The following is a 16,279-nucleotide window of genomic DNA, read 5'->3' on the forward strand; positions in this document are numbered from 1 at the left end:
TGATAGATGTCGTACTGATAGATGTCGCACTGATGCTGCGTAACATGGCAAACCATTAGGATGAATTACCTAAGTTTGTTATGATAAAATTTTGCCATCAGGCTATTTTACCGTCAGCGCTTAATTTTTGATACCCGCATTGGTTAGCATAGAGGTTTGTTATAACGTTATGATAAGAAAAAATGCTCTGCTAAAAGCTGTTTTGCTAGCCATCACTGTCAGCTGGATACCGAGCAGTATTGCGGCGCCTATCACAACGACAGCGCTTGGGCACAATAGCCCAACTGAGTACATTAACGCACCTTACATGCCCTATGCCAATCCAGAAGCGCCATCAGGCGGTACGCTGTCGCTAGATACACGCGGTACGTTCAACAGTGCCAATAAGTGGATGACGACGGGTGTGGCGATGATCGGTACGGATTATCTATATGATACTTTGATGACGGGCTCATTAAATGAAGCGTTTACCATGTATCCACAGCTGGCAAGTAAGGTAACCTATGATCCAGACGATACGAGCTGGATTGTCTATCACATCAATCCTGCCGCCCGTTTTTGGGATGGGACGCCTGTGACCAGTCATGATGTCAAAGCGACTTTTGATGCAATATTAAATAAAGGTCCGATGTCTATTCGTAGCTATCTGGCTGATATCAAAGCCGTTCAAGTCATCGACGAGCAGCAAGTCAAATTTGTCTTTGCCTCTGCTGAAAACAAAGAAATCCTACTGACGGTTGGGCAGTTTCCTGTTTTTGCAAAATCCTCAATTGAGGCTGATTTTGAAAAGATCAGCCTGACACCCTTAATGGGTAGTGGGCCTTATAAGCTGGGACGCGTCGATGCGGGGCGTTCGGTGAGCTACATACGTGATCCCAATTACTGGGGTCGTGATTTGATGGTCAATCGTGGTCGCTACAATTTTGACATGATCAAGTTCGTTTATTATCAAAGCGATGAGATTGCCTTTGAAGGATTTAAATCTGGTCAGTACCGCTTTCGCCCCGAAAACAAAGCATCAAATTGGGTGAGTGGTTATGATTTTCCTGCAGTGAAAGCAGGTCTTATCAAAAAAGAGACCATAACCAGTCAAAACCCAGTGCCCATGCAGGCATTGGTGATGAATTTGCGCCGCCCAATCTTTCAGGACATTCGGGTGCGCCAAGCCCTAACGGCTGCTTATGATTTTGAATGGATGAATAAGACATTATTTCATGGACAGTACGAACGTTTGCAGAGCTTCTTTCACGGGTCGGAACTTGCGGCAACTGGTACACCGTCTAGTGAAGAGATGCAGGTGTTAACGCCTTTATTGTCTGAGCTTGAACCGATTCAGCGTAAAGCCGTCTTAGCAGAATGGCAGCTACCCACCAGTGATGGCAATGGCTTTAATCGACAAGGATTACTAAAAGCGCGGCAGTTATTGCTAGATGCTGGATTTTATTATGATGATATGAAGCTACATCAGCCGAATGGTCAGCCCGCCCAAATTGAGATTTTGATGACAGGCGAGACCATGGGCCGTGTCTTGTTGCCTTATATTCGTAATTTAAAACGCTTAGGGTTTGAGGCAACCTTGCGCCAAGTGGATGGGCCGCAATATTATGAGCGAACGCGCCGTTTTGATTATGATATGGTTGTCGATGTGTTTGCCCAAAGTCTATCGCCTGGTGCTGAGCAGGCTGCATTTTGGGGTAGTGCGGCGGCTGATGAGCCTGGCAATCACAATAGTGCTGGTATCAAAAATGCAGCCGTCGATGAGGTGGTTGCTAATCTTGGTAATGCCAAAAATCGTGACGAAATTGTACTCTATACGCAGGTGCTTGATCGGTTGTTGCGAGCGGGTCATTATGTCGTACCATTGTATGGTAAGTCTGGCACTAACGTTGCTTATTGGGACCAATACCGTCATACAGACACATTACCGACCAACGCCGTCGGCATCGATTACTGGTGGGTGGATAAAGAGGCAGAAGGACGCATCAACAAATATTTGAAGCAGTAAGCAGTACCTTTTGACAGGATTTGGTCTAGTAATAGCTGACTGCCAAACGCATAGGCTGTCACCACGCAGTAAAAGCGAGAAGTAAAATCAAAACGAAATAATTCAAAATAACGAGTAAAAAAATAACTACTGGTAAGGATTTGACATGAGTATCCGTATTCACCCCATTAAAGCGTTCAATGATAATTATATTTGGACCTTAATTAATGAAAATAATAAACAGGCGATCGTCATTGATCCAGGTCAAGCCCAGCCGGTTATCGATTATCTAGAGACGCATGGACTAGAGCTAACCTCGATTTGGACCACGCATCATCATCATGATCATATTGGTGGTGTCGCAGAATTGCAGGAGTCGTATCCGATGACCCATCTGGTTGCGCATAGTGAGCATGGGGTTGATGAGGATCAAACCATTAAAGATGGCAGCACGGTGAGTGCATGGGGCTGCTCTGCACAAGTCTGGGATGTATCAGGACACACCGCCAGCCACATGGCCTATATCTTAGATATCGATGGGCAAAAACATTGTTTCTGCGGTGATACGTTGTTTAGTGCAGGTTGTGGACGTGTTTTTACTGGTACGATCGAGCAGTTACATGATAGTTTTAAACGTCTAAATGAATTACCTGATGAGACACTACTGTATCCTGCGCACGAGTATACGGCTAGTAACCTACGCTTTGGATTGTCTATCGAGCCTGACAACGAGGCAATGCAACAAGCATTAGCGCAAGCTGAGGCACAGACGGCACAAGGTGCGCCGACACTGCCAGTGACGCTAGAGCATGAGCGTGCGATAAACGTGTTTTTGCGTACCCAAGAGCCAAGTGTGATTGCAGGGGTTAAATCAAAAGTAACTATCGACGATGATAACTCTTTGACGGTGTTTGCAGCGCTACGCGAGCTGAAAAATAATTTTTAATGCAAGTTTTTAATACATGGACATGTTTGTGTAGACCTTTAGCATGAAAGAATATACTGCTGTCGTCATCGCCCTCTCTCTTTATTTAGGAAGTCGCCATTATGGGTCGTTATATCTTAAAAAGACTCCTACTGATATTACCGACACTATTTTTGATATTGCTTGCCAACTTTGTAATTGTACAAGCGGCACCAGGCGGACCTGTTGAGCAGCAGCTTGCCCTTATTGAGCAGGGGGCAAAAGACAACGCGCTTGGTGGTAATATTGGCGCGGGCAGTGCAGGTGGCAATGACAGCACTTATCAAGGAACGCGCGGTCTCTCTGAGGAAATGGTCGCTGCTATTAATGCTCAGTATGGCTTTGACAAATCCGCTCCAGAGCGATTTTGGCTTATGTTAAAGAACTACGCTCAGCTAGATTTTGGTGAGTCGTTTTTTAAAGGACAGTCGGTGACCGATCTCATTATAGAAAAGCTACCAGTCTCGATATCGCTAGGTCTTTGGAGTACGCTACTCATTTATCTGATCGCCATTCCTTTAGGGGTGTATAAAGCGATGCATCATGGCTCAGGCATTGATAAATTCACTGCTATGCTGCTGGCTATTGGACATGCGATACCTGTGTTTGTCTTTGCAGTTATTTTATTGGTATTTTTCGCAGGTGGCACCTATTGGAATATTTTCCCGCTACAAGGGCTCACGTCCGAAAATTTTGACCAACTCAGCGCGCTTGGCAAAGTGAAAGATTACTTTTGGCATTTGGCACTACCGCTGCTAGCCAGTACCGTAGGTGGTTTTGCGGGCTTGACGTATCTGACCAAATTTAGCTTTTTAGAAGAGCTGGGTAAGCAGTATGTATTGACCGCTCGCGCAAAGGGACTGGGTGAGCGTCAGGTGTTGTATGGTCATGTATTTCGCAATGCTATGTTAATTATCATCGCAGGTATCCCAGCCGCTATCGTTGGTATCTTCTTTGCCGGTAACTTTTTGATTGAGATTATCTTTAAACTAGATGGGTTGGGGTTGTTAGGTTTTGAGGCCATTCAACAACGCGACTATCCAGTGATATTTGGCACGCTATTTATCTTCACCTTAGTGGGACTGCTATTACAGTTGATCAGTGATTTAAGCTATCACTTAATTGATCCCCGTATTGATTTTGAGGGTCGCTAATGTCAAATAATCAACCCTCATCAAAGATTAATATTGCTAATAGCGAACCAGATAAAGCGCCAATGCCTGAGCATAATCCTCAGGTAGCGCTACCGAAAAAGCAGCGCTTAAACCCCATTTGGCAAGCGCGTTTAAATCGCTTTCGCCAAAATCGTCTTGGGGTAATATCACTGTTTGTTTTTGCAGTGATATTTGTCATTTGCATGGCAGCTAACGTCATTGCCAATGACAAACCCTTATTCGTGCAATATCAAGGCGATTATTATTTTCCGGTATTAAAGGCCTATCCTGAAACGACATTTGGCGGCGTGTTCGAAACCGAAACCAATTATAAAGATCCTGCAGTGCAGTCGCTGATTGATGAGCAAGGGTTTTATATAATGCCGCCTATTCCGTTTGCTGATCAGACACCCAATGTCGAGCTTGGTCTACCTTATCCAGCGGCTCCAAATGCTCAGAATTGGCTTGGCACTGATGATATGGGTCGCGATGTGCTCGCAAGGATACTTTATGGTATGCGCGTCTCATTGTTGTTTGGTCTGGCGCTGACGCTCGCTGGTGCTCTCATCGGTATTATTGTCGGTGCAATACAAGGCTATTATGGCGGCTGGGTAGATCTGGCAGGGCAGCGCTTTATGGAAGTATGGGGCGGCATGCCTCAGCTATTTATGATTATTATTTTGGTCAGTCTGTTTAGTCCCAGCATTACTATGCTATTTGCCATGATGCTGTTATTTGGTTGGATGGGGCTGGTCGGTTTGGTAAGAGCAGAGTTTTTGCGTGCTCGTAATTTTGACTATGTGCGTGCCGCGCGTAATCTCGGTGTGTCTGATAGCCAAATCATGCTCAGGCATATTTTACCCAATGCGTTAGCCTCAAGCTTGTCGCAGCTACCGTTTATCTTAACGGCCAATATCATTGCGTTGACCGCGCTGGACTTTTTGGGTTATGGGTTGCCGCCTGGCTCGCCGTCTTTAGGTGAGCTGATGGTACAAGGAAAAAATAACCTTGATGCCCCTTGGCTGGCTTTATCAGGGTTTTTTAGTTTGACCTTTATTTTGTCATTGCTCATCTTCGTCGGCGAAGCACTGCGTGATGCGTTTGATCCGAGGCGCTCTTGATATGACTGATAATAGTATTGATAGTATAAGTATGGCTACCGAGCAATACAACGCGCCAAATGAAAGTCTTAATCACGCGCAAAATAAGCTCATGCTGGCAGTAGATAGCCTAAGTATCACGACTGCTACAGGTATCCAGCTGGTCGATGCGTTGTCTTATGAGTTAAGACAAGGGCAAACTCTGGCTATCGTTGGTGAGTCAGGATCTGGCAAATCGATTGCCAGTCTTGCATTACTAGGTCTGCTACCAGAGAATTTGACGATTAAGGGTGAGGTTCAGCTGGCAAGCACAGCAGGCATGTCTCAACTACCGATAGCGAATGACAAATCGCGTAATGCCGCATTAAGTGCTATTCGTGGGCAGCGGATCGGTATGGTATTTCAAGAGCCGATGACAGCGCTGAATCCGCTACATACCGTTGCAAAACAAATCGCTGAATCACTGCGTTTAAGCGGCGTACCCAAAAAGCAATGGCGAGACACCAGCATTGCCTTGCTAAATGATGTCAATATCACGGATCCCGCTGACAAGTTGAATCGTTATCCACATGAGTTGTCAGGTGGTCAGCGTCAGCGAGTAATGATTGCGATGGCATTGGCTCAGCAGCCTGATATCTTGATCGCTGATGAGCCAACCACCGCACTTGATGTGACATTACAGCATGAGATTTTGGCACTACTAGATGATCTTAAATACCAGCATAATATGGCGATGATATTAATCAGCCATGATCTCAATCTGGTCAGGCGTTATAGCGACGAGGTTATCGTTATGCGGCAAGGTCAAACGATTGAGCAGGGTCAAACGTCGGCGGTATTTGATCAGCCTAAAGCCGATTATACTCGCACGCTCATTCAGCAAGACTTCGGTCAAGCGCTACAGCCAGTAGCAGATCATGCAGATGGACCATCAACTGTATTAAAAGTGAGCAATCTCAACGTACAATTCCCAATCGAAAAAAGTCTATTTGGGAGTACAAAACGTTGGTTTGATGCGGTCAAAGCTGTTGATATGACCTTGCAAAAAGGACAGGCATTAGGGATCGTCGGTGAGTCTGGATCTGGCAAAACCACCATTGCACTGGCGCTGAGTCAGCTGCTTGGCAATCAAGCGCGAGTGCATGGACAAATAGTGGTGAATGGGCAAGATATCTCAGCACTGTCCAAAAAAGCGCTACGTAACTTTCGCTCGCAGATTCAAATGGTGTTTCAAGACCCTTTTGCCAGTATCAACCCTCGTATGACGGTCATGCAAATTGTGGAAGAAGGACTGTTGGTACAAGGCGTGGATAAAGACGCGCGTCAGCAGGCGGTGACGGAGAGTTTGGCTACCGTCCATTTGCCTTTAGCATTCGCGCAGCGTTATCCGCATGAGCTGTCTGGCGGTCAACGTCAACGCGTGGCATTGGCGCGCGCACTCATCATGAAACCGAGCCTACTTATATTGGACGAGCCTACCTCTGCGCTTGACAGTACCACGCAGGTAACGGTGGTCAGTTTATTGCGTGAAATTCAACAAAAGCTGCAAATAAGTTATGTCTTTATCAGTCATGATCTCAAAGTAGTACGCGCACTATGTCAGCATATTATGGTACTAAAACAAGGGGCATGCGTGGAGTCTGGGCTCACAGAAGATATCTTTAGCCAGCCACAGCATCCGTATGCCAAGCAGTTATTAAAGGCGAGCAGTACACAATAATAGCGACATACCAAAAAAGGCAGTGGTACAATCATGCTAGACAGTGGTTTGCTTTATTCAAACATCCTTGCTGTACATATACTTATCTACTCTGCTATTGGCAAACGTCGTTTAGCCTTTATCAACTAGCTCAAACTATTGTTATCGCGGTTAAAATCATCATTAAAAAGGATTTTTGTACCCATGAAAAAACAAAACAGTATTACTAAATTAGTAAAGAATAACAGCTTGCAGTATGCTGGTTATTTGGCAGTGGCTAAGACACGCGCTAAAGTGCTAAAAGCAGTCTCTTACGTGATACCTATCAGAAGACCGATGTTGTTTGTCGGTGAGGCTGCCTGTAATGAGCTATGCGACATGCTCATCAACGAAGGCAATACCAATGTCTTTATCGTCACTGATGCCGTGCTAAACAAACTCGGTATCCCTGCAAAAGTCACTGATTATCTAGATGCAAAAAATATCAGCTATCATGTCTATGATGGCATTACACCAGACCCTACTTTTAACGTAGTCGAAGAAGGACTGCGCCAATCTATAGCAGCAAATTGCGACGCTATTATCGCCATCGGCGGCGGCTCAGTGATCGATGCTGCCAAAATGATCGCTATGTCTCAAGGCAATAAATGCAAGCCTCAGCAACTGATCGGGATCCTTAAAGCAAGAAAGCCGTCGGCGCCATTATATTGCGTGCCTACAACAGCGGGTACTGGCTCAGAGGCAACCCTTGGTGCAGTGATATCTGATGATAAAACACACCAAAAAGCATTGTCTATTGATCCAAGAATGGTGCCACTCGCCGCAGCGATTGACCCCATTATCATGAAAGGTATGCCAGCACACATCACCGCTGATACGGGTATTGATGTATTGACCCATGCATTAGAAGCATGGATGAGTGCCAATGCCAGCGTGGAGACGGACTACTATGCAGCCTCTGCCGTCAAATCTGTCATGCATTATCTACCATTAGCTTACAAAGATGGTGGCAATCTAAAAGCAAGAGAAGAGATGGGAATTGCCGCCCATTATGGTGGTATCGCCTTTAACAAAGCGGGCTTGGGTTATGTGCATGCCATTGCTCACCAATTAGGTGCCTACTATAGCATTCCTCATGGTCGTGCTAATGCGATCGTGTTGCCTTATGTGCTTGATGTTAATCGTAAAGCAAGCAAGCAGAGACTGGCCGCACTGGCAAAAAGAACGGGTATGGTAGCAGACGGCCAAGCTGGTCATGGTGATAAAGAAATAGCAGATCATCTCATCGTACAAGTCAGAGCGCTTATCGCAAATTTAAATATTGATCCGACCGTTAGCGGTATGCAGGCCAGTGATTTTGATGATATTGCAAAAGCAGCAGCAAAAGAAGTCAGCGATACTTATGCCGTACCAACCTATCTCTCAGCAGCTGAAATTAAGGAAATCTTAACGAAAATTAAGCAAGTAAGTGATGAGAGTGCTGATAAAGACACTCAGAAAGCATCATAGCATTGTACTTGTACTGATAGACTTATGATAGACAAAAAAAGCCTATGACTCTTTTGAGGATAGGTTTTTTTAACGCGTTTAAAACAATATAAGATATTGAAATGAAATAGTTTATCTCTATATGTTAACCATCCTAAAGCCTGTATCATGATCAAATCATCTTGTAATTTATCTTGTGCTACGACTTAATTAATAAAAAATAACTTAATAAATTGTAAATATATAACAATACAGGAATGTTTTATTGATACATAAGCGTTACGATAGTTAAATGATATTATGTTTGAGAGATTTTTATGAATCGCATATTATCGTCTACAATGATTGGCCTGGTTATCGTAACAATCATTACAAGACTCTGGCGTATACGAAAAACCAGTCGTAATTGAGATTGTTCCTGCTAGCACGTTTTATCCTGCGGAAGCGTATCATCAGGATTATTATAAAAAGAACCCAATACGTTATAAGGCTTATACATTTAATTCTGGACGCTATCAGTTTATCGAAAGCGTATACGGCAAAGCTATGAGCTTGATTTTAGTCAGTTCAAGCCAATTGTAGATAGTGCACAGCCAGTTACCTCCAGTCAAGCGCCAAACAGTAAAGCAACTGCAGGATTCAACCCAGATACCTTTATCAAACGATCGCAGGATGAGCTAAAAAAATCGCTCACTGATATTCAATATAAAGTCACTCAAAAAGACGGTACCGAGCGCGCTTTTAATAATGAGTATTGGGATAATAAAGCGCCTGGATTGTATGTAGACGTCGTATCTGGTGAGCCATTATTTTCTTCTCGTGATAAATATAAGTCTGGCACGGGTTGGCCGAGCTTTACGCGTCCCTTAAACACGAACATGGTGGTAGAAAAAGCAGGTCGCGGTATCTTTGGGACGCGTACTGAGATTCGTAGTCGTTACGCGGACTCGCACGTGGGTCATGTATTCGATGATGGTCCAGCACCAACAGGCAAGCGCTATTGCATGAACTCAGCAGCGCTCCGCTTTATTCCGCTTGCAGATATGGAAGCTGCTGGTTACGGTCAATGGATCGATGAAGTCAGACCAATTAGTTAGACTTGATTTGCTAAAACTTGAAATCTTACTTTGTATAGCTAAAACAAAAAGGACGCATTAGCGTCCTTTTTTTGTCTTACTTTCAAGCGTTTAGAGTAGATTTACAAGTGTTTAAAACGCCGGTTGGCGCTTAGGGACGGCACCCAAAAACTCATTACGAGCTTGATTGTTGTGTTGATACTCACCAAGCATCGCAGTACTACGCGTGGTTGAGTGCTGTTTGCTGACACCGCGCATCATCATACACATGTGCGAGGCATCCATGACTACCGCCACGCCGCGACAGCCAGTAACATCCATGATGGCTTGTGCAATCTGTTCACTCAGGTTTTCTTGTATTTGCAGACGACGGGCAAACATATCGACAATGCGGGCAAACTTCGACAGCCCCAGTACTTGACCATCAGGCAGGTAGCCAATATGAGCCACACCATGGAACGGTAGCATATGATGCTCGCACAGTGAATAAAACTCAATGTTCTGTACCAGTACTAGCTCACGATTGGCTGATGGAAAGACAGCATCATTGACCACCTCTTCAATACTTTGATGATAGCCTTTGGTTAAGTGAGCAAAAGCCTTTGCCGCACGTACAGGCGTGTCTAATAAACCAGGACGATTCAAGTCTTCGCCAGTTGAACCAATCAGTTGGCGATAGGATTCGGTACTGTCTTTATAATCTGGGGTTATTATTGGGGTGTTACTCATAAGTTTGGCAGCCATCCAAAATGTGGGTGTAGCTTAACGTTGAATCCTATCATGTCAGGATTCTTATAAAATTGTGCAAGCTGGGAAGGGCTGTGATTATACTCGAAATCTGCTGAACTTCATACTGCTGTGGTGAGTAGTTCAGAGTTTAGTCATTATAGGGCTGTTATAGATACAATTAGAACGGTGACCATGATGATATTTCATTAGTATTATTGCGATACTAATGATAGTAACCAAGTACAGTTTACGACTGTTTACTTAAATGAATTCGTGTATAATGAGTCATCTTTTGATTTGCATCATTTCATGACGCGTCACTTTCTAATTACTCTAAATAAACCTATATTCTAAATCATCTCGATTGATTCAAAAGGAAATCTTATGCTATTGCAAGGACAACGATTTGTCGTAACTGGCATCGCAAGTAAACTCTCTATCGCTTGGGCTATTGCAGAAGCGCTACACCGCGAAGGCGCCTCACTGATCCTGACTTATCCTAATGATAAAATCAAAAAGCGTGTGGACATGGCTGCCGAACAGTTCGAAGCGGATTTGGTGCTAGAGTGTGATGTCGCCTCTGATGAGTCGATTGCTGCTTGTTTTGAGCAAGTGACCGCGCATTGGGGCGATGGTATCAACGGTGTGGTACACGCCATTGGTTTTGCGCCAATGGATCAGCTCGATGGTGACTTTGTGAGTGCTACTACGCGTGAAGGCAGCCACATAGCACATGATATCTCTAGCTACAGCTTTGTGGCATTGGCAAAAGCAGCTCGTGAGTTGCTTGCAATGCGTCATGGTTCTATGCTGACATTAACTTATGAAGGCAGTATCTCAGTATTGCCAAACTACAATGTCATGGGTATGGCAAAAGCCAGTCTTGAAGCCAGCGTGCGCTACTTAGCGACTTCTATGGGCGGCGAAGGTATCCGTGTCAATGCGATCTCAGCAGGTCCAATTCGCACGCTCGCTGCTAGTGGCATTAAATCATTCCGCAAAATGCTCGATATCAGCGAAAAAATCGCACCACTACAACGTAATGTCAATCAGATGGAAGTAGGTAACGCAGCACTATTCCTATTATCTCCGTGGGCATCTGGTATCACGGGTGAGATCATGTTTGTTGATGCAGGTTTTAATACCGTCGCTATTAGTGAGCAGTTGATGATGCTGGATGAGCCAGCGCAATAATCATTTAAGTATTTTTTGCGTTGATGGTCATTACCAATGATTCACTCAGCTATTGAAATTGAAAAGGCAGCCAATTGGCTGCCTTTTCTCGTTATACTATGAGTCTTTTTGGCAGTAGACCTTTAGGTGACAAATATGATAACCAAGTTACCAAAGTGGATATTGTGGGGTGGGGCAGTATTGGCATTTAGCGCCGGCTGCGTGAATACAACCGCATTGATGGGATTTGCCAATTTATCAGTCTCGCATGTCACCGGTAATGTCAGCTTGTTTGCAGCAGCTATCGCTTATTCAGACGCCCACAGTATTTTGTATATCGGAGCGCTTTTACTGTCTTTTTTGGCAGGAGCGATATTGAGTGGTTTTGTCATTGGGCAGACATCCTTAACACTAGGCCGTCGTTACGGGCGTGCGCTATATTTTGAAGCAGCATTACTAATAGCTGCCTACTGGTTATATCAGCAGCATGACTATCTCGGACAATTGGCAGCAGCGATGGCCTGCGGATTACAAAACGCGATGGTAGCTACTTATAGTGGAGCAGTTATTCGCACAACTCATTTGACAGGACTGACATCCGATATGGGTGCAGCAATCGGTAACTGGCTTGCGGGTCGCTCCATTAGTAAGCCGACATTGGGCTTTCAAGCCATTATTTGGTATTGCTTCTGCAGTGGCAGTACAGTAGGGGCTTTTTTGTTTGCCAAAGTTGGCTATGATGCGTTGCTTGTACCCATCGCAATCGTTCTATCCGCAGCATTTATATATAACTATGTCTCAAGTACCTTACCAGAAAAGCGACAACCAAAACTATAAAAGCGCTCATCATCATGACAAGCGCTTCTTATTTTTGCTGTTAATACTAGATAACTGGCTTTATCTGCCGTTCTGCCATCTTTTATTTTGCGCCTTCTTCTTGATGATCTTCATGCTCATGCATACCTTGCATCATATCTAGCGCTGAGTCGTCAGTACGCTGTTGATCTTCTTTGGCCAGACCATCTTGATTAATGTCTTTTGGCGCCATTTTTGTGGTTGCATCGGTTTTATTTGCATCTGTCATAGTGTCATTCCTCTTGTTTTTATTGATGATTATCTATCTAACCCTAAGATTATGTGGTATCGGTTTTTACTTGTATAGCCCCAAATGATGAATGTTTGAATGCTTTATGTAATTTTTATCAACCAAGGCTTCCATTCAAAGCAGTGAGAACAAAGTAGTGAGATAGCTACTATTGAAAAATCTCACAAAGTCGAGAGGTGATTATCATTAATGAATCAAACAGACATCCTAAAAAAACAAAATTAATCAAAATGTATTCATATATAAGTTATTCTGATATGATATTTTCGCGCGTAATGTTCGCTATATGAATATCATGATGTCTTATAATAAGTGTGTGTTGCAATAACTTTGACTTCATACTCACTTTGGATGCGATAAGGATAATTTATGTCAGAGAAAAAGCTGGATAGCCATATTCCTGATGATGGTAACGAGTATTTATTTACGGATACATTCCCAAAGGGAACGGGAAAAGGATTGATCGTGGTCGCCATTGCGGCAATCATTAGTTTTATTATTTACAGTGTATTGCCATTTGAGGTCAGTGCTAACAAAGGGCTAGCAATGCTGTTTTTTATCGGCGTGCTATGGCTCACTGAGGCGATACACGTCACAATCACTGCGATCTTGGTGGTTGTGGTTGGGACATTAATTGGCATTCCTGATTTTAATGCTGAAGTCGGTCTGCAAAGCTTTGCCAGTCCCATTATTTATCTCTTCTTTGGTGGTTTTGCCTTGGCGGCCGCGTTACATGTGCAAAAATTGGATAGAAAGATAGCGCTAAAAATCTTGTCCTTATCAGGTGGTAAGCTAAGTACCGCTGTACTATTGATTTTTGGCGTGACTGCGTTTTTGTCAATGTGGATCTCAAATACGGCGACAACGGCAATGATGCTACCGCTTGCCCTCGGTATTTTGACGCAAGTCGATAGTAAAGAAGATCGCGGTACATTTGTGTTTGTACTGCTCGGTATTGCGTATTCAGCAAGTCTCGGTGGTTTGGGTACGATTGTCGGCTCGCCACCAAATGCGATCGCCGCAAAAGCGTTGGATATTGCGTTTGTTGATTGGATGAAATTTGGTATTCCAATGATGCTGATACTATTGCCAGTATTGTTGGGCGCGATGTACCTATTTCTAAAGCCTAATCTAAACCGCACGATGACTCTACAGCAAGATGACACTATTCATTGGACCAAGCCGCGCGTGCTGACGATTATTGTCTTTATTGTGACAGCGGTGAGCTGGATACTCTCTAAGCAAATTGGTGCTGCAGTTGGTATTGAAGATACGGATGCTGTTGTTGCATTGCTGGCAGCAGTGGCGGTCGTGAGTCTGGGGCTGGTGTCTTGGAAACAAGTATCAGACAACACGGATTGGGGTGTATTGATGCTGTTTGGTGGCGGTATTGCGCTATCAAATATTCTAAAAGTATCAGGTGCGTCATTAGTACTGGGTGAGACGGTTGCTAATGGCATACAAACCGCACCACTATTGGTTGTGATGCTTGCAATCTCAGCCTTCATTATTTTCTTAACAGAGTTTGCATCAAACACGGCATCAGCTGCGCTCTTAGTCCCTGTATTTGTGGCAATTGCCGAGCATATGGGTATACCGAGCGAAGTCTTAGTACTTATTATTGGTATCGGTGCGTCCTGTGCCTTTATGCTACCAGTTGCCACGCCGCCAAACGCTATCGTATTTGGTACCGGTTTGATCAAGCAAACAGAGATGGTACGTACAGGTGTCATCCTTAATATTATCTCTACTGTTATCGTTGGCTGTTGGGCGTATTTCTTCCTACTATAAGTCTAACGAACCATTAGCATTACCATGATAAATAAAACCTGATGTCTCAATATTAATGAGGCATCAGGTTTTTATTTTTTATACTCTCTTAATTTATTACATCGCAATTTATGGAGATAATAGACATTATGACGACATTCAATAATAAAAATTGCATTATAATCGCTGCTATTTCAGATATTCATAGTAATGTCTTCGCGCTTGACGCTGTGCTTGCTGATATCAAAAAGCGCGATGTCAATCAAATCGTCAATCTTGGTGATATTTTATATGGGCCGATAGCGCCTAAGGCGACCTATGAATTACTAATGGCCCATCGAGATAATATTGTTACCATTCGGGGTAATCAAGATAGGCAGATTTATGAGGCGCTGAATTTATCAACCATGGGAGAAGTCGCTTATAACCCAACGATGGATTTTATTGTCAGTGATCTTTCCAAAGACGCGATTGAATGGATGCGCGCTTTACCGTTTGATTGTCATTTAAGTGAGGATGTTTATCTTTGTCATGGGACGCCAACTGATGACATGGTATATTTGCTTGAAGATATCGCAACAGGCGCACCGACAGTACGTAGCGACTCGAACATTTTATCATTATTAAATGGTATGGCCAGCCCTGTCATTATCTGTGGACATACGCATATTCCGCGCACGGTGACGCTGTCATCAGGGCAAATGGTTATTAATAGTGGCAGTGTGGGTTATCCCGCCTACGAAGATGATTTGCCCATTCTTCATAAGATGCAAACGTATTCGCCTCATGCCAGCTATGCGCTTATAACCTGTATAGAAACGGCGCGAGGTAAACGCTGGCAGACTGAGCATATTAAGGTCGCTTATGATCATGAAGCAGCAGCAGAACTGGCGCTCAAAAATGGACGTAGAGACTGGGCATTTGCTTTAAAAACAGGGCGGGTATTGTAATAAGACGCGCTCGATATTATGCTCGATCAAAACTAGCTACAATGAAAAACTGATAAGGACTGCGTTACATGTTAACTTTATATATGGCTCAACTTGGTGGCCGTCCCAAAGGTCGCCTGATTGAACAGCATGACATCTTTTTTGGTGTGGCCAATCACGTCAGCGAGCTGGTAGAGGATATCAATCAGCATTGGCCAGAAGTCAAAAACAAATGGCACATTGATTCGTATCGAGCGATTACTAAAGTTGATGGCTATGCGATCGAACTGGTTAAATCAGGTGATCAGGTAAGCAAAGATGCTAACTTAAAGCTGTTTTTTATAAATTTGGGCGGCTATCAGCAGGGAAGTTTTGAAGAGTTTCATTATAAGCTTCTGATCGTTGCCGCCAGTCAAGCCGAGGCCATTAAGCAAGCCAAACAAAGCGAGTTTTATAAACAGTTCACTTTTAAAGATGACGTATCGCCGTTCGACGCCGCTTCACATATTGATGATAAGTTTGAGGTCGATATAGATGATATCTATAACGTGAATGATCTGCTCTCAAATGCTCAGCTGTTGATTGAGCCTATCGTTGATGCAGGCGGTGTCGATATCAAAGAAGATAAAGAATACGTGGGTTATCTGAGTATTAAAAATCTAAGGAAATTATCCTAATATGTCACTAGATATGTATTATAAAAGTGGTCTAATCCGCAAAGCGCGCTGTCAGATATCTGATGATATGCTGCCCATCCTTTATCAGATTCACGATAACGCAAAATTTCCAAGATTAACGTGGTTAATTAACAATATTTATGAAAACCCGCAGATTCGTCCTGACGTAGCGAAAGAGTTAGCTAATGAGATGTTAGGGTTTGAAAAATTGATACTGTCACTACATCTTCCTTTTCCTAGACTGGCACTGCAAAAAATGCATACCTTTTTTGTGGGAGCTGCGACTCACCAACAGGTTATTTATACTGTTAGTTATTAGTTTTCTCATTTAGACCATTTCTATGCCTTTAATGATGTGAAATTTAATATTTATGGTCTAAGTGTGTCTTGATTTAATACTGATTATTAGATAGAGGCGTTATCGTCCTCAT

The 16,279-nt window shown here is 43.6% G+C and carries 16 protein-coding genes; 14 read left to right on the top strand and 2 right to left on the bottom strand.

The window, feature by feature from the left end:
• Positions 1-172: 172 nt before the first annotated feature.
• The 8 genes from AS194_RS06425 (at position 173) to msrB (ending at position 9,486) form a co-directional block, all read left to right on the top strand.
• On the top strand, positions 173-2,005 hold the full coding sequence (locus tag AS194_RS06425; protein WP_058024710.1) for an extracellular solute-binding protein: 1,833 nt from the start codon (positions 173-175) through the stop codon (positions 2,003-2,005).
• 145 nt (positions 2,006-2,150) lie between these two features.
• A complete protein-coding gene (gene gloB, locus AS194_RS06430; protein WP_058024668.1) occupies positions 2,151-2,930 on the top strand; it encodes a hydroxyacylglutathione hydrolase in 780 nt (259 codons plus the stop codon).
• 101 nt (positions 2,931-3,031) lie between these two features.
• Positions 3,032-4,102 (top strand): microcin C ABC transporter permease YejB, encoded by a 1,071-nt coding sequence (gene yejB, locus AS194_RS06435; RefSeq protein ID WP_058024670.1) that lies wholly within the window; start codon positions 3,032-3,034, stop codon positions 4,100-4,102.
• Positions 4,103-4,164: 62 nt separating this feature from the next.
• Positions 4,165-5,223 carry an ABC transporter permease gene (locus tag AS194_RS06440; protein ID WP_058024711.1) on the top strand — a complete coding sequence of 353 codons (1,059 nt, stop codon included), beginning with the start codon at positions 4,165-4,167 and terminating at the stop codon, positions 5,221-5,223.
• A 31-nt stretch (positions 5,224-5,254) separates the two neighbouring features.
• On the top strand, positions 5,255-6,922 hold the full coding sequence (locus AS194_RS06445; RefSeq protein WP_058024712.1) for an ABC transporter ATP-binding protein: 1,668 nt from the start codon (positions 5,255-5,257) through the stop codon (positions 6,920-6,922).
• A 183-nt stretch (positions 6,923-7,105) separates the two neighbouring features.
• On the top strand, positions 7,106-8,410 hold the full coding sequence (locus tag AS194_RS06450; protein WP_058024672.1) for an iron-containing alcohol dehydrogenase: 1,305 nt from the start codon (positions 7,106-7,108) through the stop codon (positions 8,408-8,410).
• 390 nt (positions 8,411-8,800) lie between these two features.
• Positions 8,801-8,971, top strand: coding sequence for a peptide-methionine (S)-S-oxide reductase (locus tag AS194_RS14045; RefSeq protein WP_264753436.1), 171 nt, complete (start codon positions 8,801-8,803; stop codon positions 8,969-8,971).
• Positions 8,972-9,087: 116 nt separating this feature from the next.
• On the top strand, positions 9,088-9,486 hold the full coding sequence (msrB, locus tag AS194_RS14050; protein WP_264753437.1) for a peptide-methionine (R)-S-oxide reductase MsrB: 399 nt from the start codon (positions 9,088-9,090) through the stop codon (positions 9,484-9,486).
• 111 nt (positions 9,487-9,597) lie between these two features.
• Here msrB and folE read toward each other — a convergent pair whose 3' ends face one another.
• Complete coding sequence (folE, locus tag AS194_RS06460) at positions 9,598-10,194, bottom strand: GTP cyclohydrolase I FolE (protein WP_200960334.1); 597 nt, start codon at positions 10,192-10,194, stop codon at positions 9,598-9,600.
• 384 nt (positions 10,195-10,578) lie between these two features.
• On the opposite strand from folE, the gene AS194_RS06465 reads away from it, so the two are divergent.
• A complete protein-coding gene (locus tag AS194_RS06465; protein WP_058024676.1) occupies positions 10,579-11,388 on the top strand; it encodes an enoyl-ACP reductase in 810 nt (269 codons plus the stop codon).
• Between the two features lie 135 nt (positions 11,389-11,523).
• The gene (locus AS194_RS06470) at positions 11,524-12,204 is read left to right on the top strand and encodes a YoaK family protein (protein WP_058024678.1); all 681 of its coding nucleotides are present in this window, start codon (positions 11,524-11,526) and stop codon (positions 12,202-12,204) included.
• An 82-nt stretch (positions 12,205-12,286) separates the two neighbouring features.
• Here AS194_RS06470 and AS194_RS13770 read toward each other — a convergent pair whose 3' ends face one another.
• The gene (locus AS194_RS13770) at positions 12,287-12,451 is read right to left on the bottom strand and encodes a hypothetical protein (RefSeq protein WP_167337594.1); all 165 of its coding nucleotides are present in this window, start codon (positions 12,449-12,451) and stop codon (positions 12,287-12,289) included.
• A 390-nt stretch (positions 12,452-12,841) separates the two neighbouring features.
• On the opposite strand from AS194_RS13770, the gene AS194_RS06475 reads away from it, so the two are divergent.
• The 4 genes from AS194_RS06475 to AS194_RS06490 all read left to right on the top strand — a co-directional run bounded on the left by AS194_RS06475 (position 12,842) and on the right by AS194_RS06490 (position 16,167).
• Positions 12,842-14,263 (top strand): SLC13 family permease, encoded by a 1,422-nt coding sequence (locus tag AS194_RS06475; RefSeq protein WP_058024680.1) that lies wholly within the window; start codon positions 12,842-12,844, stop codon positions 14,261-14,263.
• A gap of 128 nt (positions 14,264-14,391) precedes the next feature.
• A complete protein-coding gene (locus tag AS194_RS06480) occupies positions 14,392-15,192 on the top strand; it encodes a metallophosphoesterase family protein (protein ID WP_200960335.1) in 801 nt (266 codons plus the stop codon).
• Between the two features lie 68 nt (positions 15,193-15,260).
• A complete protein-coding gene (locus AS194_RS06485; RefSeq protein ID WP_058024682.1) occupies positions 15,261-15,848 on the top strand; it encodes a DUF1543 domain-containing protein in 588 nt (195 codons plus the stop codon).
• 1 nt (position 15,849) lies between these two features.
• Positions 15,850-16,167: a hypothetical protein gene (locus AS194_RS06490; RefSeq protein WP_058024684.1), complete on the top strand. Its 318-nt coding sequence runs from the start codon at positions 15,850-15,852 to the stop codon at positions 16,165-16,167.
• The last annotated feature ends 112 nt before the right edge of the window (positions 16,168-16,279 follow it).

This window comes from Psychrobacter piscatorii, from assembly GCF_001444505.1.
Lineage (GTDB): Bacteria > Pseudomonadota > Gammaproteobacteria > Pseudomonadales > Moraxellaceae > Psychrobacter > Psychrobacter piscatorii_B.

Coding starts and splice junctions, on each gene's coding strand:
- gloB (WP_058024668.1), top strand. CDS start 2,151: ATGAGTATCCGTATTCACCCCATTAAAGCGTTCAATGATAATTATATT.
- yejB (WP_058024670.1), top strand. CDS start 3,032: ATGGGTCGTTATATCTTAAAAAGACTCCTACTGATATTACCGACACTA.
- AS194_RS06440 (WP_058024711.1), top strand. CDS start 4,165: ATGCCTGAGCATAATCCTCAGGTAGCGCTACCGAAAAAGCAGCGCTTA.
- AS194_RS06445 (WP_058024712.1), top strand. CDS start 5,255: ATGGCTACCGAGCAATACAACGCGCCAAATGAAAGTCTTAATCACGCG.
- AS194_RS06450 (WP_058024672.1), top strand. CDS start 7,106: ATGAAAAAACAAAACAGTATTACTAAATTAGTAAAGAATAACAGCTTG.
- folE (WP_200960334.1), bottom strand. CDS start 10,194: ATGAGTAACACCCCAATAATAACCCCAGATTATAAAGACAGTACCGAA.
- AS194_RS06465 (WP_058024676.1), top strand. CDS start 10,579: ATGCTATTGCAAGGACAACGATTTGTCGTAACTGGCATCGCAAGTAAA.
- AS194_RS06470 (WP_058024678.1), top strand. CDS start 11,524: ATGATAACCAAGTTACCAAAGTGGATATTGTGGGGTGGGGCAGTATTG.
- AS194_RS13770 (WP_167337594.1), bottom strand. CDS start 12,451: ATGACAGATGCAAATAAAACCGATGCAACCACAAAAATGGCGCCAAAA.
- AS194_RS06475 (WP_058024680.1), top strand. CDS start 12,842: ATGTCAGAGAAAAAGCTGGATAGCCATATTCCTGATGATGGTAACGAG.
- AS194_RS06480 (WP_200960335.1), top strand. CDS start 14,392: ATGACGACATTCAATAATAAAAATTGCATTATAATCGCTGCTATTTCA.
- AS194_RS06485 (WP_058024682.1), top strand. CDS start 15,261: ATGTTAACTTTATATATGGCTCAACTTGGTGGCCGTCCCAAAGGTCGC.
- AS194_RS06490 (WP_058024684.1), top strand. CDS start 15,850: ATGTCACTAGATATGTATTATAAAAGTGGTCTAATCCGCAAAGCGCGC.